Below are 22119 nucleotides of genomic sequence, written 5' to 3' on the forward strand. Positions count from 1 at the left end.
TAATGCTTGATCGCATCGACATCGAAGGTTTGAAGGGAGTCGGCAAGGTGGAGCTGCGGTTCGACGCAGCCTGCCGGGCGCGTGTGCTTTTTGGCGTCAATGGCGTTGGCAAAACGAAGTCTTTAGAAGCCATCTATTGCGTATTGCTTTTTACCAATGAGGAGTTCTTGCGAGTCAAGGGTGATCGGGGAATCAATCCAGACAAGTGCGTGCCCGCGTCCAACGTCCTTATCGATGACTCGCGATATCTTATTGATGAGCCTTTGCAAAAGCTCGTGCAGGCAAGAGATGTTGCCTCACATGCTGTTCGTCATTCGCGTCCCTTGGTTTACATCGGTGCGGGTGGGCGATCGTCGATGGGAAGTCAGCCCACATCCATTGCAGCATTGGGAAATTTTGAGGAACGTAGGTCTCAGCATTTTGAGTTGCTGTTAGATAAGTGCAGAGAAGGCTCGTTGCGCTCTGCCGGCATGGATGCGGACATCCGCGTGTGGTTCATACAGCGTGCGCAGTCGGTCAACCCTTTTCAGGTTGAAAAGGACAACCTGCGCAACGAGATCGAGTCGGTATTGAAGCTGTTGCATCGCATCGATCAGCGTGTGGATGCCGAGCGCCTGCAGATCGACGGCTCGCAGCGTGTTTACCTGAGTGTGGAGGGCCGCATGATTGAGCTGGGTGAACTCAGTTCGGGATTTGCCTCGGTAGTGAAGCTGTTTCAAGCCATCGTCTCCGGGTACGCAGGCTTCAGTAACTCCAAGGATCTGCAGAACCTGCCAGGCGTGGTGCTGATCGACGAGATCGAAAGTCACCTCCATGTCGGTTGGCAGGTCAGCATCGTCAGACATTTGAAGGCGCTGTTCCCAAACACGCAGTTCTTCATTAGCACCCACTCGCCGCTGGTACTGACCCAGCTCGAGCAGGGAGAGGCCTATCTCCTGGAGCGCGACGCGGCAGACGGAGTCGTCAGGTCGTCTGTGATCGACTCGCCCAACATGAAGGCATTCGCGGATGTGCTTGAAGAGACCTTTGGTGTCGATCTCAATGCACTCAAGCGCGAGGCGCTGGTCAGCGAAGACCAGTCCGCTACCAAACGTGCATTGCTGGACCTGGTCAAGCAGCGCCGCGATCGGCAGGGTGGGGAGCAAGCATGACCCGTCTGGTACTGCTCGATGCCAACCTCTTGATCGGCGCGCTGGATGGGGAGGAGAGCAATGCTGCTCACCAAGCGTCGCTGTCGACATTCGAGGCGCTGGTCGCCGATCCGGATGTCAAGATCGCGATCTCCCCGCTGATTCGATACGAAGTGTTGCGCGGTATGGACGAGGCGGATTTCGAGGCGGTGAACGCCATCCTCAACGACATGAAGGAGTTCGAGGTGCGGGGTCAAGAGGCCATACGTGCCGCGTAAGTCTTCCGGAAGGCTCGCCAGACCAATGTAAAGCTGGATAAGCGCAGGTTCGACGTGTTCCATTGCGTCTGCGCAGAAATCAATGATCTCGAAATCCTAAGTAAAGATGGGGATATCGCGAAGATTCAAGAACTCATGAAGGCCTGAATAAGACAATGCCAAAGCGCACCGACCTTAAAACCATCCTCATCATCGGCGCCGGCCCGATCGTCATCGGCCAGGCCTGCGAGTTCGATTACTCCGGCGCGCAGGCGTGCAAGGCGCTGCGCGACGAGGGCTACCGCGTGGTGCTGGTCAACAGCAACCCGGCCACCATCATGACCGACCCGAACATGGCCGACGCCGTGTACATCGAGCCGATCAACTGGCAGACGGTCGAAAAGATCATCGCCAAGGAAAAGCCCGACGCGCTGCTGCCGACCATGGGCGGGCAGACCGCGCTGAACTGCGCGCTGGATCTGGCCGACCACGGCGTGCTGGAGAAGTACAACGTCGAGCTGATCGGCGCCAAGCGCGAAGCCATCCGCATGGCCGAAGACCGCGAGCTGTTCCGCGTGGCGATGGGCGAGATCGGCCTGGAATGCCCCAAGGCCGAAGTGGCGCACACGCTGGAAGAAGCGCTGGATATCCAGACCCGCGTCGGCTACCCGACCATCATCCGCCCCAGCTTCACCCTGGGCGGCAGCGGCGGTGGCATCGCCTACAACCGCGAAGAGCTGATCGAGATCGTCGGCCGTGGCCTGGAACTGTCGCCGACCACCGAGGTGCTGGTGGAAGAATCGGTGCTGGGCTGGAAGGAATTCGAGATGGAGGTGGTGCGCGACACCACGGACAACTGCATCATCGTGTGCGCGATCGAAAATCTCGACCCGATGGGCGTGCATACCGGCGACTCGATCACCGTGGCGCCGGCGCAGACGCTGACCGACAAGGAATACCAGCGCCTGCGCGATGCCTCGATCGCAGTGCTGCGCAAGATCGGTGTGGATACCGGTGGCTCGAATGTGCAGTTCGGCATCAGCCCGACCACCGGCCGCGTGGTGGTGATCGAGATGAACCCGCGCGTGTCGCGCTCGTCGGCGCTGGCGTCCAAGGCCACCGGTTTCCCGATCGCCAAGGTCGCCGCCAAGCTGGCGGTGGGCTACACGCTGGACGAATTGCGCAACGAGATCACCGGTGGCCTGACCCCGGCGTCGTTCGAGCCGTCGATCGATTATGTGGTCACCAAGATTCCGCGCTTTGCGTTCGAAAAATTTCCGCAGGCCGATGCGCGCCTGACCACCCAGATGAAGTCGGTGGGCGAGGTGATGGCGATGGGCCGCACCTTCCAGGAGTCGCTGCAGAAAGCGCTGCGCGGGCTGGAAACCGGCAAGATCGGCCTGGACCCGACCGGCCTGGACCTGGGCAGCGAAGACGATATCGCCGCGCTCAAGCGTGAGCTCAAGGCACCTGGCCCGGAGCGTTTGTTCTATGTCGCCGATGCGTTCCGCGCCGGCATGACGGTGGACGAGGTGTATGCGCTGTCGTTCATCGACCCCTGGTTCCTGGACCAGATCGAAGAACTGATCAGCCACGAGCAGCAGCTGGCCGACGACGGCATGGCCGCGCTGGATGCGCCGCGCCTGCGCCTGCTCAAGCGCGCCGGTTTCTCCGATGCGCGTCTGGCGCAGCTGATCGGCAGCAACGAAGAATCGGTGCGCACGCTGCGCCGTGCGCTGAAGGTGCGCCCGGTGTACAAGCGCGTGGACTCGTGCGCGGCCGAGTTTGCCACCAGCACCGCCTACCTGTATTCGACCTACGAGGACGAATGCGAAGCGCTGCCCACCAGCCGCGACAAGATCATGATCCTGGGCGGTGGCCCGAACCGCATCGGGCAGGGCATCGAGTTCGATTATTGCTGCGTGCATGCGGCGCTGGCGCTGCGCGATGACGGCTACGAGACCATCATGGTCAATTGCAACCCGGAGACCGTGTCCACCGATTACGACACCTCCGACCGTCTGTACTTCGAGCCGCTGACGCTGGAAGACGTGCTGGAAATCGTCGAGCTGGAACAGCCCAAGGGCGTGATCGTGCAGTACGGCGGCCAGACCCCGCTGAAGCTGGCGCGTGCGCTGGAAGCCAACGGCGTGCCGGTGATCGGCACCAGCCCGGACTCGATCGATCTGGCCGAAGACCGCGAGCGTTTCCAGCAGCTGGTCGACAAGTTGGGCCTGAAGCAGCCGCCGAACCGCATTGCGCGCAACCCGGAAGAAGCCCTGGTGCTGGCGCGCGAGATCGGCTACCCGCTGGTGGTGCGCCCGAGCTACGTGCTCGGCGGCCGCGCGATGGAAATCGTCTACGGCGAATCGGATCTGGCGCGCTACGTGCGCGATGCGGTGAAGGTCTCCAACGACTCGCCGGTGCTGCTGGACCGCTTCCTGGACAACGCGGTGGAAGTGGACGTGGACATCATTGCCGACAAGGACGGCAATGTGCTGATCGGCGGGGTGATGGAACATATCGAAGAGGCCGGCGTGCATTCGGGCGATTCGTCGTGCTCGCTGCCGCCGTATTCGCTGTCGCCCGAGACCCAGGCCGAGCTGCGCCGCCAGGTGGTGATGCTGGCCGAAGGCTTGAACGTGGTCGGCCTGATGAACACCCAGTTCGCAGTGCAGGTCAACGAGGCCGGCGACGACATCGTGTATCTGCTGGAAGTGAACCCACGTGCCTCGCGCACCGTGCCGTTCGTGTCCAAGGCGATCGGCCTGCCGCTGGCCAAGATCGCTGCCCGCTGCATGGCCGGCAAGACGCTGGCCGCGCAGGGCGCCACCAAGGAAATCGTGCCGGACTACTACTCGGTGAAGGAGGCGATCTTCCCGTTTGCCAAGTTCCAGGGCGTGGACCCGATCCTCGGGCCGGAAATGCGCTCCACCGGCGAGGTGATGGGCGTGGGCCGCAGCTTCAGCGCGGCGTTCGCGCGTGCGCAGGAAGCCGGCGGCATCAAGGCGCCGCCGGTGGGCAAGGCGTTCGTGTCGGTGCGCGACCCGGACAAGCAGCGCGTGTTGCCGGTGGCGCAGGCGCTGGTGGAGCGCGGCTTCACCCTGGTGGCCACGCACGGCACCGGTGCCTGGTTGCAGCAGAATGGCCTGAGCTGCGAGATCGTCAACAAGGTGGCCGAAGGCCGCCCGCACATCGTCGATTCGATCAAGAACGGCGAGATCGTCTATATCGTCAACACCACCGAAGGCCGCGCCGCCATCTCCGACTCGTTCTCGATCCGCCGCGAAGCGCTGCAGCACCGCGTGACCTATTCGACCACTGTCGCCGGCGCCAAGGCGCTGGTGCATTCGCTGGAATTCCGCGGCACCGGCCCTGTGTGGTCGCTGCAGGAACTGCACAAGGAGCTTCAAGCATGAGAGCACCCATGACATCCAAGGGCGCGCAGCGCTTGCGCGAGGAACTGGATCAACTGAAATCGGTCAAGCGTCCGGCGGTGATCGCCGCGATCGCCGAGGCGCGCGCACACGGCGATCTGAAGGAAAACGCCGAGTATCACGCCGCGCGCGAGCAGCAGAGCTTCATCGAAGGCCGTATCAAGCAGCTGGAAGGCGAGCTCTCGCATGCCGAGATCATCGACATCACCAAGCTGGGCGCCGGCAGCAAGATCGTGTTCGGTGCCACGGTAACGCTGGCAGACGTCGAGACCGACGAGGAAAAGCGCTACCAGATCGTCGGCGACCTGGAAGCCGACATCAAGATGGGCCTGATCGCGATTTCCTCGCCGCTGGCACGCGCGTTGATCGGCAAGCTGGAAGGCGATGCAGTGACCATCGACGCGCCGGCTGGCCAGCGCGAATACGAAGTGGTCAGCGTCGCGTATCTGGATTGATCGCAGGCACGCCTGAGCGATGACCACCGCAACGCTGCTGCTGCCGGAAAAACGCCGCCTGCCCGGGACCCTGGACAATGCGGTGGTGACGCGTGCGCTGGCGCGCGCCGACCAGCACACCGGCGAGGCGGGCGAGGTGGCGCAGCTGCAGCGCCACTTCACCCTGACCCCGTCGCACTGGCCGGTGGCCGCGTTGACGCGGCAGCTGGATACCGGCGATGCCGCCGGCGCCACCTGGGTGCGCGCCGACCCGGCCTACGTGGTGCCGGACATGCAGGGCGCGCGGCTGATGGGCTATGGCGAGGCGCTCGGCGCCACCGCCGAAGACCTGGCGATGCTGCTGCCGATCCTCAAGCCGATGTTCGGCGACGCCGGATTCCTGCTCGATGCCCCCACGCCGTCGCGCTGGTATCTGCGGCTCTCGCCCGATGCCAAGCTGCCCGAGTTCGTGCCGCCGGATGTGGCGATCGGCGACGACTTGTTCGACCATTTGCCGGCCGGCGATCTTGGCCGGCGCTGGCGCGCGCTGCTGACCGAGGCGCAGGTGATGCTGCACCAACATCCCTGGAATGAGGGGCGGGTGGCCAGCGGCAAACCGGCGATCAACTCGCTGTGGTTCTGGGGCGGCGGCGTGTTGCCGCAGGCAGTGACATCGCCGCACCGCCAGGTGCGCAGCCGCGAATCGCTGCTGCGTGCGCTGGCCCTGGCGGCGGGCGCCGATGCACAGGGCGAGCAGCGCGTGGATGCGCTGGTGGACCTGCGCCATCTGCGCTCGTTGCAGCAATTCGGCGACGACGCAGTGGCACCGCTGCTGGCGGCGATGACCCGCGGCGAGCTGGATCGGCTGGTGCTGGATTTCCAGGACGGCGAAACGCTGTCGCTGGCACGCACGCAACGCTGGCGGTTCTGGCGGTCGCCGCGGTTGCAGCTGGCGCAATGACGGGCAGTCCACGGATTGTCCGGCGCCCGGCAGGCCAGGTCGGAAGCTGGCCCGATGCCATGTTGCCGCTGCTGCGCCGCCTCTACGCTGCGCGTGGGGTGACCGACGCGCAAGGCGCGCAGCCGCGGCTGGGGCAGCTGTTGTCGCCGGAGCGGCTGCACAACAGCACCGTGGCTGCGAGCCTGCTGGCCGATGCGATCGCGCAGCAAGGTCGCATCCTGGTGGTGGGCGATTTCGATTGCGATGGCGCTACCGCCTGCGCCGTGGGTGTGCGTGGCCTGCGCATGCTTGGCGCGCTGGATGTGCATCACGCCGTGCCCAATCGCATGGTGCATGGCTATGGCCTGTCGCCGGCGTTGGTGGACGAGCTGGCCGTGTTGCAGCCGGATGTATTGGTCACCGTCGATCACGGCATCGCCTGCCATGCCGGCGTGGCTGCGGCCAAGGCGCGCGGCTGGACGGTGTTGGTCACCGACCATCACCTGCCGGGCGAGGTGCTGCCGCCGGCCGATGCGATCGTGGACCCGAACCTGGCCGTTGACGATTTCCCGAGCAAATGCCTGGCCGGGGTGGGCGTGATCTTCTACGTGCTGCTGGCCTTGCGTGGCGTGCTGCGCGCGCGGGGCGCGTTCGCCGACCGCACCGAACCGGACCTGTCGACGCTGCTGGATCTGGTGGCGGTGGGCACGGTGGCCGATCTGGTGCCGCTGGACACCAACAACCGTGCGCTGGTGTCGGCCGGCCTGCGGCGCCTGCGCGAGGGGCGCGGCTGCATCGGCCTGCGCGCCTTGATCGACGCCAGTGGCCGCGATGCGGCGCGGTTGAGCGCCAGCGATATCGGGTTCGCGCTCGGCCCACGCCTGAATGCGGCCGGCCGTCTCGAAGACATGGCGCTGGGCATCGAATTGTTGCTCTGCGAGGACTGGAACCGCGCACGCGAGATCGCCGCCGCCCTTGAAGAGATCAACGCCGAACGCCGTGCGGTCCAGCAGCTGATGACCGACGACGCCGAGCAGGCGGTGGCGAAGGTGGTGCTGGATGCCGACGGCGCCTTGCCGATCGCCGCCTGCCTGTTCGACCCGGACTGGCACCCGGGCGTGATCGGCTTGGTGGCCTCCAAACTCAAGGACCGCCTGCATCGCCCGGTGATCGCGCTGGCCCCGGCCGAGCCGGGCAGCAGCCAGTTGCGCGGTTCGGCGCGCTCGATTCCGGGCCTGCATATTCGCGATGTGCTGGCAGCGGTGGATGCCCGGCATCCCGGCGTCATCCAGAAGTTCGGCGGCCATGCGATGGCGGCCGGGCTGAGCATTGATCGTGACGCGTTGCCGACCTTCGAGCAGGCGTTTGGATCGCAGGTACAGACGATGGTGGATGCTTCGCTGCTGCATGCCGAACTGCATAGCGATGGCGAACTGGCCGCGCACGAACTCGACCACGTGCATGCCGAAGCGCTGCGCGTGGCCGGCCCATGGGGGCAGGGTTTTCCCGAGCCGCTGTTCGATGGGCAGTTCGAGGTGCTGCAATACCGCGTGCTCAAGGAGCGCCACCTCAAGCTGACCCTGCGCTGCGCCGGCCGCGCCGAGCCGCTCAATGCCATCCACTTCAACGGCTGGCACGGCAGCGAGCCGGCGCGCATGGTGCGGCTGGCCTATCGGCTGGTCAGTGATGACTATCGCGGCGGCACGGCAGTGCAGTTGATCGTCGAGCATTGCGAGCCGGCGATAGGCATGGGTTGATCTGAGAGCTTGCGCGCGTCGTCATCCAGGCACCGCAATCAGTATCGCCTGCCCTGACAAACCGACCATCTCGCCTGGTCCTTACCCGCCCACCGTCGCGGGACCCTTGGCGGCATGGATGCCGCCACGGAGCTTACAAGGACGTACTTGCAGCGTGTCCCGCGATGGTGGGCGGGCAAGGTCCCTGCAGCAACTGCGAAAAGCCCGAGGGTGCGACGCCCTCACCGCTCGAGGAGCACGCCATGAACCCATCCCTGGGGGCTTGGTGGCGGCATTCATGCCGCCACGCGCACCCACCAGCGCCATTGGTCCTCGCGCAAGACAGCGCAGGCATGCGCTGTGTTTGCTTCAATCAAGGCGACTGCTTGACCTCGGTGACCAGGGTCGGCAGCTCCCACGCGCCGCCAGCGGCGACCAACCGGCACAGGCCGGAAGTGGAGTCGGAGGTCTGTACGAAACGTCGGCCATCCCAGGTCCACGCGGCCTGGCGGTAGCAATCGCCCAGGCCGCGCCCCTTGTGCGAGGCCACGATGGTGGAGCCATCCAGGTCGCTGGCCTGCAGGGTGACCAGAGTCGGGACGAACGGTGCGCGGGCATTGACCACCCAGAACCCGCTGCCAGCGTTGTAGGCCCCCGCCCAGCAGTCGGTGGAGACCAGCAGCTTGTCGCTGCTCAGGCGGGTGATGGTCAGCGGTTCGGAGGCTACGCTGGTGTCGAGTCCCTTGCACCGCTCGTCGGCGGGAAGCGTGGCACGCAGCGCCTGATACAGCGCCGGCAACGTGCCCAGGCGCGCATCGCCTGGCTGCGCTGCGACAAGCCTGGCTTCGCGGACCTGCGGTATCGGCAATGGCGGCAGCACGGCGGATTCGTCGCGGTCGCCCTTGCGCACCAGCGCGCCGCGCGTGCCGAGCCGACCCTGGAACTCATCCATCTTCAACAGCACGGCCGACGCGCCCTTGTCGGACAGCTGCCAGCGGCGGCCATCGTTGCCGAGTGCGACGATCGTGCTGCTGCGTGGCAGCGCCGCCAGCAGTGCGGCGACCTGGGCGCTGCCCAGCGACGCGGTGCCGCTGTTGCCGTCCAGCGCCAGCTTGCCCAGGTTGCGCTGATCGATCTGCAGGCTGAGCGACGCCGGCAGCTTGACCTTGTCGTACTGCCCCAGCATCAGCTCCGCGGTAACCGCCTCACCGGCACCGGCCTTGCGGGTCAGCAACACCGATACAGGCAGGTGCTCGCCTTCGTCCGGCTGATAGCCGGCCGCGCGGCAGGTGCGGGTGTTGTCGCAGGCGATGGTCCAGTCGTCGTGGGTGAAGTCGACGCCGGTGGCCGGTGCGGCCTGGGCGATCACGGGGCTGAGCAGCAATGCCGCAGCGAGCAGGGCGGGACGCATCGTGGTTCCTTCATTGCAGGTCGGGCTGGCATCTTGCGACGCCATCTGCAATGCGTCCAGCCAGGCCGGCGACGGACGGCGAACACCATTCATCGTGTGGGAGCACGTCGCTTCCAGCAGCACTGGATGCGGGCGGTGGTGGCACTCGATTCATGGTGCACCACGCATGCGCATGTTCGTCGATAAGTGCTCCACCGCGCCTGATGGCCGCTGTATGCGGTGTCGCGCATGCCAACGCGTTTGCACGACGACGCAGGACAGTACCGCGCGCCATTACAACGTCATCGCTGGTGTGGTCTGGCGCGTGCGGGCCTGGGGCGCGCGCATCGGCATGCCGAACAACGGCCGCAACCAGCGCACGCGGCGGATCAGGGTTTCGTGCAACAGCAGGCAACCTGCCACGGTGGCAAGCAACACCAGCGCCGGCTCCAGCCAGGGGCCCAACTGCAGCGGTGCCAGCCAGTACAGCGCCAGAATGATCAGGCTCTGGTGCAGGATGTACCAGGGGAACACCGCCTGGGTGCAATACGGCAGCCAGGCGAACGGGCGGTTCAGACGATGCCGTGCCCACCCCAGCAGCGCCAGCAAGGCCAGCCAGGTATAGGCTGCGCGCGCCAGCCGTTCGATCACATCCCAGCGCACGCTGGCCAGCATCGCACCGAGCTGGGCCGTATCGAGGGTACGGCCCAGGTGACGAATGCTCAGCTCGGTGGCGATCGCCAGCAGCGCGGCAAGCAGTGTCGGCCAGCGCAACTGCACCACCCACGTCCAGAACCGGGTGGCGTGGGCCAGCGCATACCCAAGCACGAACAGCGGGAACGATTCGGCATGCACGAACCAGTCGCCGACCAGGGCATGGCTCGGTGGATGACGTGGCAACACCCACAGCACACAGAAGGCTTCCCACCCGATCGGCACCAGCAGCAGGGCAGGGGTCGCCATGGAGGCGCGCAGCTGCGGCAGGGCGACCGGCAGGGCGCGGCGCAGTGCAATCATCGCCATCAACACCAGGGTATACGGCAGCAGATAGGCCAGGTACCACAGGTGGTTCCAGGTGATGCCCTGTTCCTAGCCATCGAAGCTGCCGGCCGGCCACGGCTGTACCTGCCAGTAGCGCAGCAGGAAGCTGCCAAAGCCGGCGACCACCTTGCCGTTGCTCACGCCCTGGCAGTAGGCCTGCACCGACACCACCACGAACATGCCGAACACCAGGGGCGGCAGCAAGCGCCCGCAGCGCCGCCAGGCGAACTGCCAGGGCGCACGCTCGGCACGCGCCAGGCCGATCGCGATGCCGGAGATCATGAACAGCAGCGGCATCCGCCAGCGGTTGAGCGCGATCATCGGCGGCTGCAGCCAGTCGGTGGTGTAGGCACTCTTTAAATGGAACTCCCAGCCGGCCACGTAGGCCATGCCCACGTGATAGAGGATCAGCAGAGCAAAGGCGAAGACGCGCAGGGCATCGATATCGTGGCGGCGCTCGGTCATGGTCGGCGGTTGCTGGAGGAGTGGACGCATCCTGCCCGCCAGCCCTTGCCGCAGATGGGGCCAGGGGTGGAAACCACCGCTCGCAGTGACCAGTCGCGCCCACCCAGGGACGAATGGGGACGGCTGGGGTGGCGGTTTCGCCTTGCTGCGCGGGCCTCTATGATCGGCACCTGCCAACTGCGGACGTGTGCAATGGAATCGACCGGGTCGCGCCCGCCAATCGCCCGGGACGGGGCCGGACGTGCCGCTATGCGCTGGGCCGTCGTGATCTGGTCGCTGGTGTTCTACCTGAGTGCGCTGGGCAACGTCTGGACCGCCTGGCTTGCCGCGCGCCGCGACGGCCAGCCGGTCGTGCTGTGGCAGTTGCTGAGCTGGGAGCTGAGCAGCGCCACCGCCGCGCTGTTGCTGCTGCCAGGCGTGTTGTGGCTGTGCGCACGCTGGCCGCTGCATGCCGATGCCTGGCCGCGACGTGTGCCGCTGTACCTGGCCGCGGCCCTGGGGTGGTGGCTGGCGCACGTCGCCGCCATGGTGCTGGTGCGCAAGCTGGTCTACGCACTGGCCGGCGCGCACTACGATTTTGGCGGCTGGCTGCAGTGGGTGTACGAGCTATCCAAGGACCTGCGCACCTTTGCGCTACTGGTGGCGGTGCAGCACGCGCTGGGCTGGTATGCGCGGCGGCGTCAGGGCGAGGCGCATCTGCTCGCTGCGCCGGACGAGGGGCCGCCCGTGGAGCCGCTGGATCGCCCGGAACGCTTTCTGGTGCGCAAGCTCGGCCGCGATTTTCTGGTGGCCACCGCCGACATCGAATGGATCCAGGCCTCCGGCAACTACGTCAACCTACGCGTCCGCGGTCACGACTATCCCCTGCGCAGCACCATGGCGGCGATCGAGGCCAGGCTGGATGCGGCTGTCTTCGTACGGATCCACCGCAGCTATCTGGTCAATCTGGGCCAGGTGCAGGCGATCGAACTGGTCGATTCCGGCGACGCGCGCGTGCACCTGCGCGACGCCACGGTGCTGCCCTGCAGTCGCAGCCATCTGGCCGGCCTGCGGGCGCGTGCCGGGCAGGTGGCCGGCACGCCCAGGCCGGACCCGGTGACGGTCTGAAGCAGGCGCCCGCGAGTGGCGCGGTGTTGCGCGCTGGATGAGGGGTGGATGTCGCTGCTTGGCCAATGGGATGGTGCCGGGCCACGGCGCGCGTGCCGGCCACTGCTGCGTTCCGCGCATGCGGCCCGCTTGCTAAACTAGCCAGCTTGTTTGCCGGAAATCCGTCATGATCGAAACCAATCCGATCCGCCAGCGCATCACCGATCTCAACGATCGCGTGCTCTCGCTCAGGGGGTATCTTTGACTACGACGCCAAGAAAGAGCGTCTAGAGGAAGTCAGCCGGGAGCTCGAGAGCCCGGACGTGTGGAACGACGCCGAGCGTGCCCAGGCCCTGGGGCGTGAACGGTCCATGCTCGAGAAAACCGTCATCGGCATCGCCGATGTGCTGGCCGGCCTGGCCGATGCCGGCGATCTGCTGGAGCTGGCCGACAGCGAGCAGGACGAAGACACCGCAGTGGCGGTGATCGCCGATCTGGACAAGTACCAGGCGCACGTAGAAAAGCTGGAATTCCAGCGCATGTTCTCCGGGCAGATGGACGGCGCCAATGCGTTCGTCGACATCCAGGCCGGCGCCGGTGGTACCGAGGCGCAGGACTGGGCCGAAATCCTGTTGCGCATGTACCTGCGCTGGGCCGAGTCGCGTGGGTGGAAAACCGAGCTGATGGAAGTCTCCGGCGGCGAAGTCGCGGGCATCAAGTCGGCCACGGTGCGCATCGAGGGCGAGTACGCCTATGGCTGGTTGAAGACCGAGATCGGCGTGCACCGGCTGGTGCGCAAGTCGCCGTTCGACTCGGACAACCGCCGGCATACCAGCTTCACCTCGGTATTCGTGTCGCCGGAAGTGGACGACAACATCGAGATCGACATCAACCCGGCGGACCTGCGCACCGACGTGTATCGCTCCTCCGGCGCCGGTGGTCAGCACGTCAACAAGACCGAATCGGCGGTGCGCATCACGCACATCCCGACCAACACGGTGGTGGCCTGCCAGACCGGCCGCAGCCAGCACCAGAACCGCGACAACGCGATGAAGATGCTGGCCGCCAAGTTGTACGAGCTGGAAGTGCAGAAGCGCAATGTCGAACGCGACGCGCTGGAAGCGACCAAGTCCGACATCGGCTGGGGCAGCCAGATCCGCAACTACGTGCTCGACCAGAGCCGCATCAAGGATCTGCGCACCGGCATCGAGCGCAGCGACACCCAGAAAGTGCTCGACGGCGACCTGGACGACTTCGTCGAGGCCAGCCTGAAGGCCGGCCTGGCGGCAGGCTCCAAACGCCTGGACGCCTGACCGCCGCGCCAGGCGGCCGTCGCTGAGACGGCATCCTGGCGCACCGCTGCGGTGCCTGTATCGCAGCGGCGGCAATGCACGCAGCCCCGGGCGATCCGGGCACAGCGTGCGTTCGTCACACCGCCGACGTAAAAGAGAGTGCCGGCGCTGCCGGTTGTTCACTTCCCACCGGGCACCGCCCGACCTATTGCAGACCGATTCCCGCCATGACCGAGCAGACCCCCGCGCCGCAGATCCCCGCCGACGAGAACAGCCTCATCGCCGAGCGCCGCGCGAAACTGGGCGCCTTGCGCGGCCAGGGCATCGCGTATCCGAACGACTTCGTGCGCGAGCACTTCGCCGGCGACCTGCAGGCCGAATTCGCCGATGCCCAGACCTGGACTGCCGACGCGCTGGAAGCCGGTGGGCGCCAGGTGCGCATGGCCGGCCGGCTGATGGCCAAGCGGGTGATGGGCAAGGCCAGCTTTGCGCAGATCCAGGACGAGTCCGGGCGCGTGCAGCTGTTCCTGCAGGGCAATGTGCTGGGCGATGCCTATGCTGCGTTCAAGGGCTGGGATGTCGGCGACATCGTGGCGGTGGAGGGCGGGCTGACCCGCACCAAGACCGGCGAGCTGTCGGTCAAGGCCAGTGCGTTGCGCCTGCTGACCAAGTCGCTGCGTCCGTTGCCGGACAAGTGGCACGGCCTGTCGGACGTGGAGCAGCGCTATCGCCAGCGCTACGTCGATCTGATCGTCACCCCGGAGGCGCGCGAGGTCTTCATCAAGCGCTCCAGGATCATCCGCGCGATCCGCGCCTGGCTGGATACGCGCCGCTTCCTGGAAGTGGAAACGCCGATGATGCATTACATCCCCGGCGGCGCCACCGCCAAGCCGTTCACCACCCACCACAATGCGCTGGATCTGGACCTGTACCTGCGCGTGGCCCCGGAGCTGTATCTCAAGCGGCTGGTGGTCGGTGGGCTGGAACGGGTCTACGAGATCAACCGCAACTTCCGCAACGAAGGCGTGTCGACCCGGCACAACCCCGAGTTCACCATGCTCGAGCTCTACGAGGCCTACGCCACGTACAACGAGATCATGGACCTGACCGAGCAGGTGATCCGCGACACCGCCCAGTCGGTGCTGGGCACTACGCAGGTGAGCTGGGACGGCGCCGCCATCGATCTGGCGCCGGCTTTCCGGCGCTGGCGCATGGATGAGGCCGTTCGTCACCACAACCCTGAGATCAGCGTGGCCGACTGCACCGATCCCGAGGCGCTGCTGCGTCATTGCGAGCGGCTCAAGATCCGGGTCAAGCCGTCCTACGGCTGGGGCAAGCTGCTGCTGGAAATCTTCGAAGCCACCGTCGAGCCCACGCTGGTGCAACCGACCTTCATCACCGACCATCCGGTCGAGGTGTCGCCGCTGGCGCGTTCCAGCGATACCGAGCCTGGCTATACCGATCGCTTCGAACTGTTCATCAACGGCAAGGAGCTGGCCAACGGCTTCTCCGAGCTCAACGACCCCGAAGACCAGGCCGCGCGCTTCCAGGCGCAGGTGCAGGCCAAGGACGGTGGCGACGACGAAGCCATGCATTACGACGCCGATTACATCCGTGCGTTGGAGTACGGCATGGCGCCGACCGGCGGCCTGGGCATCGGCATCGACCGCCTGGTGATGCTGTTGACCGGCAGCACCTCGATCCGCGATGTGCTGCTGTTCCCGTATATGCGTCCGGAAGCCTGATCTTTTTTGTGCCGTCGGCGTGCCGACGGCACAGATACTGCATATGCTAGAGCGGAGCCCCGAATGGCGTATCGTCGGGGGAGTCGGCACAGCGGCTGGCGTCATCGCTTTTCCGTTCTCGGGATAGAGGAGCAACGGCTATGCAGGATGTTTTGGGTAATCTTGCCGGCGTATCGTCGGCGGATCCATCGGGAAGCTGGTCGGAAAAGGCGGATCTGGGATTGAACATCGTCATTGTCGATGACCAGATGTCTGCGCGGACGATGCTGCGCCACGTCATCGAAGACATCGCACCGGAGTTGAAAGTCTACGATTTCGGTGACCCGCTCGACGCGCTGGCGTGGTGCGAGGCCGGACGGGTGGATCTGTTGCTGCTCGACTACCGCATGCCCGGCATGGATGGGCTGGAGTTCGCCCGGCGTCTGCGCCGGCTGCCCAGCCATCGCGATATTCCGATCATCCTGATCACCATCGTCGGCGACGAGCCGATCCGCCAGGCGGCGCTGGAAGCGGGCGTGATCGATTTCCTGGTCAAGCCGATCCGCCCGCGCGAACTGCGTGCGCGCTGCGCCAATTTGCTGCAGCTTCGTCAGCAGAGCGAAAGCGTCAAGCAACGCGCACTGTCGCTGGAGCAGCGTCTGCTGGCCAGCATGAACGAGGTCGAGGAGCGCGAACGCGAGACGCTGTCACGGCTGGCGCGCGCCATCGAGTACCGCGACTCGGGCACCAGCGCCTTCCTGGAGCGCATGTCGCACGTGGCCGGCCTGATCGCCGAGCAGCTCGGCTTGTCGGAAGAAGAAGTGCGCATCATCGAGATGGCCGCACCGCTGCACGACATGGGCAAGATCGCCATTCCCGATGCGGTGCTGCTCAAGCCGGGCAAGCTCACCGACGACGAGATGAGCATCATGAAGCGGCATCCGCGGATCGGCTACGAGCTGCTCAGCGGCAGCCAGAACCGCTTCATCCAGGTCGGCGCCCTGATCGCGCTGCGTCACCACGAGCGCTACGACGGCACCGGCTATCCGGATGGACTGGTGGGCGAGGCGATTCCGCTGGAAGCGCGCATCGTGGCGGTGGCCGACGTCTTCGACGCACTGTTGTCGCCGCGCCCGTACAAGGAGGCCTGGACCATGGACGCCGCGCTGGCTTATCTCTACGCACAACGCGGTCGCCTGTTCGACCCACGCTGTGTGGATGCGCTGCTGCGCGGCCGCGCGCAGCTGGACCAGATCTGCGGCGAATTCTCGACCGCATCGGCACGACCCGGGGTGTAAGGCTATGAATCCGTTCGGAAGGATCCGGCAGCGGTTGATGAATCGACCTGACAGCGAACATGGCCAGGCGATCGTCCGCATCGTTCTGATCAGCCTGATCCTGTCGTATGTCCTCGTGCCGAGTGTCCGGCATAGTTTGCCGCTGCACCAGCACACCGGTGTCTTGGTGATCGTGCTGACAGGTCTCGGGCTTGGCCTGGCGTTGTTTGGATGGCTGCTGTGGCGACCCGACCGCTCGGATGCGCGTCGCATCCTGGGCATGCTGGCCGATTACGGGTTGATGGCGGCCGGCATGATCCAGATGGGCGAGCCGCTGGCCTGGGTCTATGTCGTGGTGATGTGGGTCACCGTCGGTAACGGCCTGCGCTACGGCAACCGCTATCTGTATCTTGCGGTGGCAATGGCGGTGGTGAGCTTTTCCACGACGCTGTCGATGACCGAATACTGGCAACGCAACCAGCGCCTTGGGGTCGGGCTTGCGGTTGGTCTGGCCGCCGTTCCGCTGTATTTCTCCAGTCTGCTGCGGCAGTTGACCCGTGCAACCGCCGAGGCGCGCCGCGCCAGCGAGGCCAAGAGCCGCTTTCTGGCCAACATGAGTCACGAGTTTCGGACACCGTTGAACGGTCTGTCCGGCATGACCGAGGTATTGGCAACGACGCAGCTGGACGATGAGCAGCGCGAATGCCTGAAAACCATTCAAGCCTCCACACGCAGTCTGCTGGCGCTGGTGGAGGAGGTGCTGGACATCTCGGCCATCGAAGCTGGCAAGCTCTGCATCAATGCGTCCGACTTTGCTGTGCATGACACCTTGCAGGCAATCGGTCTGATCCTGGAGCCGCAGGCCAAGGCCAAGGGCTTGCGTTATCAGGCAACTATCGCCGCAGATGTCCCTCCCCGTGTGCACGGGGATGCGGGACATCTGCAGCAGATCCTACTCAATCTGGTCGGCAATGCGGTCAAGTTCACCGACCACGGCAGTGTCCAGTTGAAGGTGGCGGCCACCGAGGCCAGTGGCCGCGCTGGTGTGCTGCTCCGTTTTGAAGTGCTCGATACCGGGATCGGTGTGCCGGTCGATATGCGTCCGCGTTTGTTCGAGGCGTTCGAACAGGCGGACACCGGACTGGCGCGCCGCTTCGAAGGCAGCGGCCTCGGAACGACGATCGCCAGGGGGCTGGTGCAGTCGATGGGTGGCGCGATCGGGTTTGAGGAAAATCCCGAAGGCGGCAGCTTGTTCTGGTTTGAACTGCCGTTCGGCCTGGCGACCGCCAAGCCTGCAGCAACTCCGCCGCCTGTGCTGCATGAGACGGAGTCCACCACGATACCGGGCAACGTGATTGCGTTTGCCGATCCGTTCCTACGTCACCGTGCCCGCGTGCGTAGCATGCAGATCCTGGTGGCAGACGACCATCTGGCAAATCGCCTCGTGCTGCAGCGGCTGCTGCAAAAAGCAGGGCATCGCGTCACCTGTGTTGATGGCGGCGAAGCCGTCCTGGATGCGTTGGCCGAAGCCGACTACGACGCGGCCATCGTCGACCTGCATATGCCTGGTGTCAGCGGTCTGGACATGCTGAAGCAGCTGAGGGTCATGCAGGCCGGTGGTAAGCCGGGAACCCCGATCGTGGTATTGAGCGCTGATGTCACCCCCGAGTCGATTCGCAGCTGCGAACAAGCGGGCGCCTATGCATTCCTGGCCAAGCCGGTGGCGGCGATCAAGTTGCTGGATACGCTGGCCGAAATCGCGGTCAACCAGAAGCTGCGTCAGACCGATCTGAGCATTGGTACCCGTAGCGCGGCGCCAAGCGGCGCAGTCCTCGATCCTGCCGTGCTCGACGAGCTGGCGGAACTGGGGATGGGAAATGAGTTCGAACGCGAGTTCATTCAACAATGTCTCAGCGATGCTGCAGCATGTGTTGTCCAGCTCGGTAAGGCGGCGGCGGACGGAGACTGGGCACGTCTACGCGAGCATGCTCACGCGGTCAAAGGTGTTTCCAGCAATCTCGGGCTGGTGATGTTGGCCGAACAGGGTGGTGAGTTAATGCGCCTGCCGGAAGCGCAGCTGCGAGCAGAATGGAGTCAAAGACTGGAGCAGCTGAAGAATGGTTTGAAGCTTGGGCGCGAGGCGCTCGCCCAGCGTGCTCAAAATAAGTCCGACGGAGGCGTCAGCGGGAATGGCGACCGTGGGTAAGCGAAGCCCGGCAATAGGCCGGGCCTGATTCCCCAGTATTGGATCCACCAAAATCAGGCGACACCCGCGCCTGCGCGGCGGTTCTGTGCTTTGACCAAACGGTCCATCGTGCGCAGTGATTTCTCACTGAGTGCCAGGGCCGTGTCTACCCAGACTTCGGTGATGCGCAGCAATTCCTCGTAAGGCACCGCCTGCGCGAGGTTGCGTGCGGCGTTCATCGCCAGATAGGAGTGGGAGATGCGCTTTTGCTGGCGAATCAGCGTTTCTGTGGCAACCACGCCTTGGCCCTTCGGTACGAGTACGTCCACGATCCCCATCGCATGCATTTCTTCGCTGCTGTAAATGCGTCCATCGAGAATGATTTTTTCCGCCAGATGGGGCGAAACGCGGCGGCACAGGAAGGAATACGCGCCCATGCCCGGAAACAGGCCGAACAGGACCTCGGGCAGTCCCATGCCGATGCCTTCCTCGGCCACGATGGTATGGCAGGCCAGGGCCATCTCCAGCCCGCCTCCCAATGCATCGCCCTGCAGCAGCGCAATGCTGCGCACGTCCCCACCGAAGCCGGTATGCAGGTGATGGACGCCTTCCACGCAGCGAATCGCATACCGCATGAGTTGCTCGCGATTCTGTTCGCGGATCAAGCGTGCGAACAGGTCCAGATCGCCACCGAGATTGAAGGCGTCCGCGTCGGAGGCGAGTACGAAATGGCGCAGTTCCCCGCTGCGTCGCTCATGCGGGGCGCGGGTGATGGAGCCCATGACATCCCAGATGTCTTCCAGTAACTCAGGACTGCAGCAGGGACGTATGCCAAAAGGCGCATCGGCATGCATGAACAACCAGTGGGTGCCGTCAGCAGCCGAAGAATCGACCCGAATGGTGGAGTGGGGACGACCGAGGGAAATCTTTTCAATCGTGTTCATGGGCGTGATCCTGGAAAAGCCCGCAGTGGGAGAGTGAACGCCGGCGGGCGCGCGCGATCCACTCCGAATCGATGCTACACCGGCACTATCTCCATGAACGCAGAGGCCTTCCTTTCTATCCGGTGAGCCCTATGACCTGAATCTTTCAGTGAATTTCCGCAAGCAAAAGTAGTTTATTGTGAATTGCACATTCTTGAAATTATGTGTTCCGTGATTCTGCGTTCCGGTTCCACCGAAGTACTCCCTGGGGGACTGTCATGAGCTTTAAAAACGCATGGTATTTCCATGCATCGGAACGGCGCAGATAACCAAGTGCAAATCGGCCCTTATTCCGGCGCGCGCGTCGTCGCACGCTGGCCGTCCGAAACGAACGTTCCGTCCGAAGCGTGCAAAAACAAACGCCCGCAAGCCTGGCGGCAGTACGGGCATCGGATGACAGCCGGGTGGCTGTCGATCTGCGCTGGCGTAGGTGGATTAGCCCTTGGGCGTATCCCGCAATTCGCGGCGCAGGATCTTGCCGACGTTGGTTTTCGGCAGTTCCTTGCGGAATTCGATCACTCGCGGCTGCTTGTAGCCGGTCAGGTTGGCGCGGCAGTGCGCCTTGACGGCGTCGGCGGTCAGGGCAGGGTCCTTCTTCACGATGACGGCTTTGACGATCTCGCCGGACTTCTCGTCCGGTACACCGACGGCGGCCACTTCCAGCACGCCGGGCATCTCGGCAATCACGTCCTCGATCTCGTTCGGATACACGTTGAAGCCGGACACCAGGATCATGTCCTTCTTGCGGTCGACGATGTAGACGAAGCCCTGTTCGTCCATGCGTGCGATGTCGCCGGTGTGCAGCCAGCCTTCGGCATCCATCACCTTGGCGGTCTCGTCGGCCTTCTTCCAGTAGCCCTTCATCACCTGCGGGCCCTTGATGCACAACTCGCCGATCTCGCCGATCGGCAGGACGGCGCCGGCGTCGTCCTTGATGCAGGCATCGGTGGAGGGAATCGGCAGGCCGATCGAGCCGTTGTAGTCCTTCAGGTCCATCGGGTTGATGCAGGCGGCCGGCGAGGTTTCGGTCAGGCCGTAGGCTTCGACCAGGGTGCGCCCGGTGACCTTCTTCCAGCGCTCGGCCACCGAACGCTGCACGGCCATGCCGCCGCCCAGGGTCATCTTGAGCGAGGAGAAGTCGATCTGGTCGAAGCCGGGCGCGTTGAGCAGGCCGTTGAACAGCGTATTGACGCCGGTGAACGCGGTGAAGCGTGTCTTCTTCAGTTCCTTGATGAAGCCGGGCATGTCGCGCGGATTGCTGATCAGATGATTGCAGCCGCCGATCTTCATGAAGACCAGACCGTTGGCCGTCAATGCGAAGATGTGGTATAGCGGCAGCGCCGTGATCACCACCTCCTTGCCTTCTTCCAGCTCGCCGGTGCCGGCCAGCCATTGGTGCGCCTGCTGCATGTTGGCGACCAGGTTGCGGTGGGTCAGCATCGCGCCCTTGGCCACGCCGGTGGTGCCGCCGGTGTATTGCAGGAAGGCGATGTCGTCGGATTCCACCTGTACCGTGGGCAGCGTGTGCTTGCTTCCCAGCGCCAACGCCTCGCCGAAGCGGATCGCGCCGCTGATGCGATAGTCGGGCACCAACTTCTTGATGTACTTGACCACGAAGTTGATCAGCGTTCCCTTGGGGAAACCGAGCATGTCGCCCAGGCCGGTGGTGATCACCTGCTTGACCGGCGTATCGGCGATGACCTGCTGCACGGTGGTGCCGAAGTTATCGATGACCACCAGCACGCTGGCGCCGGAATCGATCAATTGGTGTTTCAGTTCGCGCGGGGTGTACAGCGGGTTGACGTTGACCACCGCCAGCCCGGCACGCAGCACGCCGAAGGTGGCGATCGGATACTGCAGGCAGTTGGGCATCATCAGCGCAACGCGGTCGCCCTTCTTCAATCGCAGCTCGCCCAGCAGGTAGGCGGCGAATTGTTCGACCAGTTGGTCGGCTTGCCGATAGGTGATGGTCTTGCCGAAGCTGTGATATGCAGGACGATCGGCAAAGCGCGCGACGGAGGTGGCGAATACCTCGGCCACGGTGCGGAACTGCTCCAGATCGATCTCGGCAGCTACGCCGGCCGGATAACTTTGCAACCAAGGACGTGCCTGATTCATCTGCCCCCCTCCAGGGTGTTCTCGACGCGCCGCAGTGTGTTCCACGGCGCTACAACAGCTGGCAGCATACCGTCATGAATGGAAAAGGCGAAGCGTGATGCAAGGCAATATTCGTTGGCAGTGGCGGGGATTCGCATGGCTGTTGATGGCGCTGCTCGTCGCCTGCGGACGCCCTGCGCCCGAGCAGCGCCTGCGGCAGACGGTCGCGCAGATGCAGGAGGCGATCGAGGCGCGCGATGTGGGCGCGGCGATGCAACCGGTGGCTGCCGATTTCGTGGGCGAACAAGGCCTGGACGCCAACGGCCTGCGCCGTTTGCTGCAGCTGCAGCTATTGGGCAATCGCAGGCTCGGGGTCACCCTGGGGCCGATGGAGGTGCAGCTGCGCGGCGCGACGGCCACGGCCAGGTTCACCGCGCTGGCCACCGGCGGCGACGGGCGCTGGCTGCCGGAGCAGGCGCAGACCTACCAACTGGTCACCGCATGGCGGCTGCAGGATGGCGATTGGCAGCTGTACCACGCGCAGTGGACGCCGGTAGGGCAGTGAGCCAACGCGGGTCGAGCGGGACGCTTGCGACGCCACACCGGGTGTGCCTTGCGACTGTCTGAGAGAAAAGGCTGCTTTCG

15 protein-coding genes and 1 pseudogene are annotated in these 22119 nt (G+C 64.7%); 12 read left to right on the forward strand and 4 right to left on the reverse strand.

Going from position 1 to position 22119, the window contains the following annotated elements:
- Nucleotides 1–2: 2 nt before the first annotated feature.
- The 6 genes from XCSCFBP4642_RS0110260 to recJ all read left to right on the forward strand — a co-directional run bounded on the left by XCSCFBP4642_RS0110260 (nt 3) and on the right by recJ (nt 7955).
- On the forward strand, nt 3–1151 hold the full coding sequence (locus tag XCSCFBP4642_RS0110260) for an AAA family ATPase (RefSeq protein ID WP_228325670.1): 1149 nt from the start codon (nt 3–5) through the stop codon (nt 1149–1151).
- Nucleotides 1148–1408, forward strand: coding sequence for a hypothetical protein (locus XCSCFBP4642_RS30005; RefSeq protein WP_228325669.1), 261 nt, complete (start codon nt 1148–1150; stop codon nt 1406–1408). The genes XCSCFBP4642_RS0110260 and XCSCFBP4642_RS30005 overlap by 4 nt, the downstream gene beginning before the upstream one ends.
- Before the next feature lie 155 nt (nt 1409–1563).
- Nucleotides 1564–4806: a carbamoyl-phosphate synthase large subunit gene (gene carB / locus XCSCFBP4642_RS0110270; RefSeq protein WP_029219709.1), complete on the forward strand. Its 3243-nt coding sequence runs from the start codon at nt 1564–1566 to the stop codon at nt 4804–4806.
- An 8-nt stretch (nt 4807–4814) separates the two neighbouring features.
- Nucleotides 4815–5279, forward strand: a complete 465-nt coding sequence (gene greA, locus XCSCFBP4642_RS0110275; RefSeq protein ID WP_029219710.1) for a transcription elongation factor GreA — start codon at nt 4815–4817, stop codon at nt 5277–5279.
- Between the two features lie 19 nt (nt 5280–5298).
- Entirely contained in the window at nt 5299–6219 is a 921-nt protein-coding gene (locus tag XCSCFBP4642_RS0110280) for a phosphoglycerate mutase (protein ID WP_029219711.1), read from the forward strand.
- Nucleotides 6216–7955 (forward strand): single-stranded-DNA-specific exonuclease RecJ, encoded by a 1740-nt coding sequence (gene recJ / locus XCSCFBP4642_RS0110285; RefSeq protein WP_029219712.1) that lies wholly within the window; start codon nt 6216–6218, stop codon nt 7953–7955. The genes XCSCFBP4642_RS0110280 and recJ overlap by 4 nt, the downstream gene beginning before the upstream one ends.
- Before the next feature lie 352 nt (nt 7956–8307).
- On the opposite strand, the gene XCSCFBP4642_RS0110290 is transcribed toward recJ, so the two are convergent.
- Both XCSCFBP4642_RS0110290 and XCSCFBP4642_RS24555 read right to left on the reverse strand, forming a co-directional pair.
- On the reverse strand, nt 8308–9345 hold the full coding sequence (locus tag XCSCFBP4642_RS0110290; RefSeq protein ID WP_029219713.1) for a DUF1176 domain-containing protein: 1038 nt from the start codon (nt 9343–9345) through the stop codon (nt 8308–8310).
- Between the two features lie 273 nt (nt 9346–9618).
- A pseudogene (locus XCSCFBP4642_RS24555) lies at nt 9619–10830 on the reverse strand (acyltransferase family protein).
- A 159-nt stretch (nt 10831–10989) separates the two neighbouring features.
- Here XCSCFBP4642_RS24555 and XCSCFBP4642_RS0110300 point away from each other — a divergent pair.
- The 5 genes from XCSCFBP4642_RS0110300 to XCSCFBP4642_RS0110320 all read left to right on the forward strand — a co-directional run bounded on the left by XCSCFBP4642_RS0110300 (nt 10990) and on the right by XCSCFBP4642_RS0110320 (nt 18415).
- Entirely contained in the window at nt 10990–11937 is a 948-nt protein-coding gene (locus XCSCFBP4642_RS0110300) for a LytTR family DNA-binding domain-containing protein (RefSeq protein WP_029219714.1), read from the forward strand.
- Nucleotides 11938–12103: 166 nt separating this feature from the next.
- Nucleotides 12104–13229, forward strand: a protein-coding gene (gene prfB, locus XCSCFBP4642_RS0110305; protein ID WP_152527248.1) for a peptide chain release factor 2 whose coding sequence is annotated in 2 segments (ribosomal slippage) — nt 12104–12178 and nt 12180–13229 — 1125 coding nt in all. Because the reading frame shifts where the segments join, the coding sequence is not laid out codon by codon here.
- Between the two features lie 206 nt (nt 13230–13435).
- On the forward strand, nt 13436–14953 hold the full coding sequence (lysS, locus tag XCSCFBP4642_RS0110310; protein WP_029219716.1) for a lysine--tRNA ligase: 1518 nt from the start codon (nt 13436–13438) through the stop codon (nt 14951–14953).
- A gap of 140 nt (nt 14954–15093) precedes the next feature.
- The gene (gene rpfG, locus XCSCFBP4642_RS0110315; RefSeq protein ID WP_029219717.1) at nt 15094–16230 is read left to right on the forward strand and encodes a cyclic di-GMP phosphodiesterase response regulator RpfG; all 1137 of its coding nucleotides are present in this window, start codon (nt 15094–15096) and stop codon (nt 16228–16230) included.
- Between the two features lie 37 nt (nt 16231–16267).
- Nucleotides 16268–18415 (forward strand): ATP-binding protein, encoded by a 2148-nt coding sequence (locus tag XCSCFBP4642_RS0110320; RefSeq protein WP_228325668.1) that lies wholly within the window; start codon nt 16268–16270, stop codon nt 18413–18415.
- 53 nt (nt 18416–18468) lie between these two features.
- Here XCSCFBP4642_RS0110320 and XCSCFBP4642_RS0110325 read toward each other — a convergent pair whose 3' ends face one another.
- Both XCSCFBP4642_RS0110325 and rpfB read right to left on the reverse strand, forming a co-directional pair.
- The gene (locus tag XCSCFBP4642_RS0110325; protein ID WP_024937710.1) at nt 18469–19338 is read right to left on the reverse strand and encodes a crotonase/enoyl-CoA hydratase family protein; all 870 of its coding nucleotides are present in this window, start codon (nt 19336–19338) and stop codon (nt 18469–18471) included.
- A 474-nt stretch (nt 19339–19812) separates the two neighbouring features.
- A complete protein-coding gene (gene rpfB / locus XCSCFBP4642_RS0110330; protein ID WP_029219719.1) occupies nt 19813–21495 on the reverse strand; it encodes a fatty acyl-CoA ligase RpfB in 1683 nt (560 codons plus the stop codon).
- A gap of 97 nt (nt 21496–21592) precedes the next feature.
- Here rpfB and XCSCFBP4642_RS0110335 point away from each other — a divergent pair, with 97 nt between their 5' ends.
- Nucleotides 21593–22039: a hypothetical protein gene (locus tag XCSCFBP4642_RS0110335; RefSeq protein WP_029219720.1), complete on the forward strand. Its 447-nt coding sequence runs from the start codon at nt 21593–21595 to the stop codon at nt 22037–22039.
- The last annotated feature ends 80 nt before the right edge of the window (nt 22040–22119 follow it).

Source organism: Xanthomonas cassavae CFBP 4642 (genome assembly GCF_000454545.1).
GTDB lineage: Bacteria > Pseudomonadota > Gammaproteobacteria > Xanthomonadales > Xanthomonadaceae > Xanthomonas > Xanthomonas cassavae.

Coding starts and splice junctions, on each gene's coding strand:
- XCSCFBP4642_RS0110260 (WP_228325670.1), top strand. CDS start 3: ATGCTTGATCGCATCGACATCGAAGGTTTGAAGGGAGTCGGCAAGGTG.
- XCSCFBP4642_RS30005 (WP_228325669.1), top strand. CDS start 1,148: ATGACCCGTCTGGTACTGCTCGATGCCAACCTCTTGATCGGCGCGCTG.
- carB (WP_029219709.1), top strand. CDS start 1,564: ATGCCAAAGCGCACCGACCTTAAAACCATCCTCATCATCGGCGCCGGC.
- greA (WP_029219710.1), top strand. CDS start 4,815: ATGACATCCAAGGGCGCGCAGCGCTTGCGCGAGGAACTGGATCAACTG.
- XCSCFBP4642_RS0110280 (WP_029219711.1), top strand. CDS start 5,299: ATGACCACCGCAACGCTGCTGCTGCCGGAAAAACGCCGCCTGCCCGGG.
- recJ (WP_029219712.1), top strand. CDS start 6,216: ATGACGGGCAGTCCACGGATTGTCCGGCGCCCGGCAGGCCAGGTCGGA.
- XCSCFBP4642_RS0110290 (WP_029219713.1), bottom strand. CDS start 9,345: ATGCGTCCCGCCCTGCTCGCTGCGGCATTGCTGCTCAGCCCCGTGATC.
- XCSCFBP4642_RS0110300 (WP_029219714.1), top strand. CDS start 10,990: ATGATCGGCACCTGCCAACTGCGGACGTGTGCAATGGAATCGACCGGG.
- lysS (WP_029219716.1), top strand. CDS start 13,436: ATGACCGAGCAGACCCCCGCGCCGCAGATCCCCGCCGACGAGAACAGC.
- rpfG (WP_029219717.1), top strand. CDS start 15,094: ATGCAGGATGTTTTGGGTAATCTTGCCGGCGTATCGTCGGCGGATCCA.
- XCSCFBP4642_RS0110320 (WP_228325668.1), top strand. CDS start 16,268: ATGAATCGACCTGACAGCGAACATGGCCAGGCGATCGTCCGCATCGTT.
- XCSCFBP4642_RS0110325 (WP_024937710.1), bottom strand. CDS start 19,338: ATGAACACGATTGAAAAGATTTCCCTCGGTCGTCCCCACTCCACCATT.
- rpfB (WP_029219719.1), bottom strand. CDS start 21,495: ATGAATCAGGCACGTCCTTGGTTGCAAAGTTATCCGGCCGGCGTAGCT.
- XCSCFBP4642_RS0110335 (WP_029219720.1), top strand. CDS start 21,593: ATGCAAGGCAATATTCGTTGGCAGTGGCGGGGATTCGCATGGCTGTTG.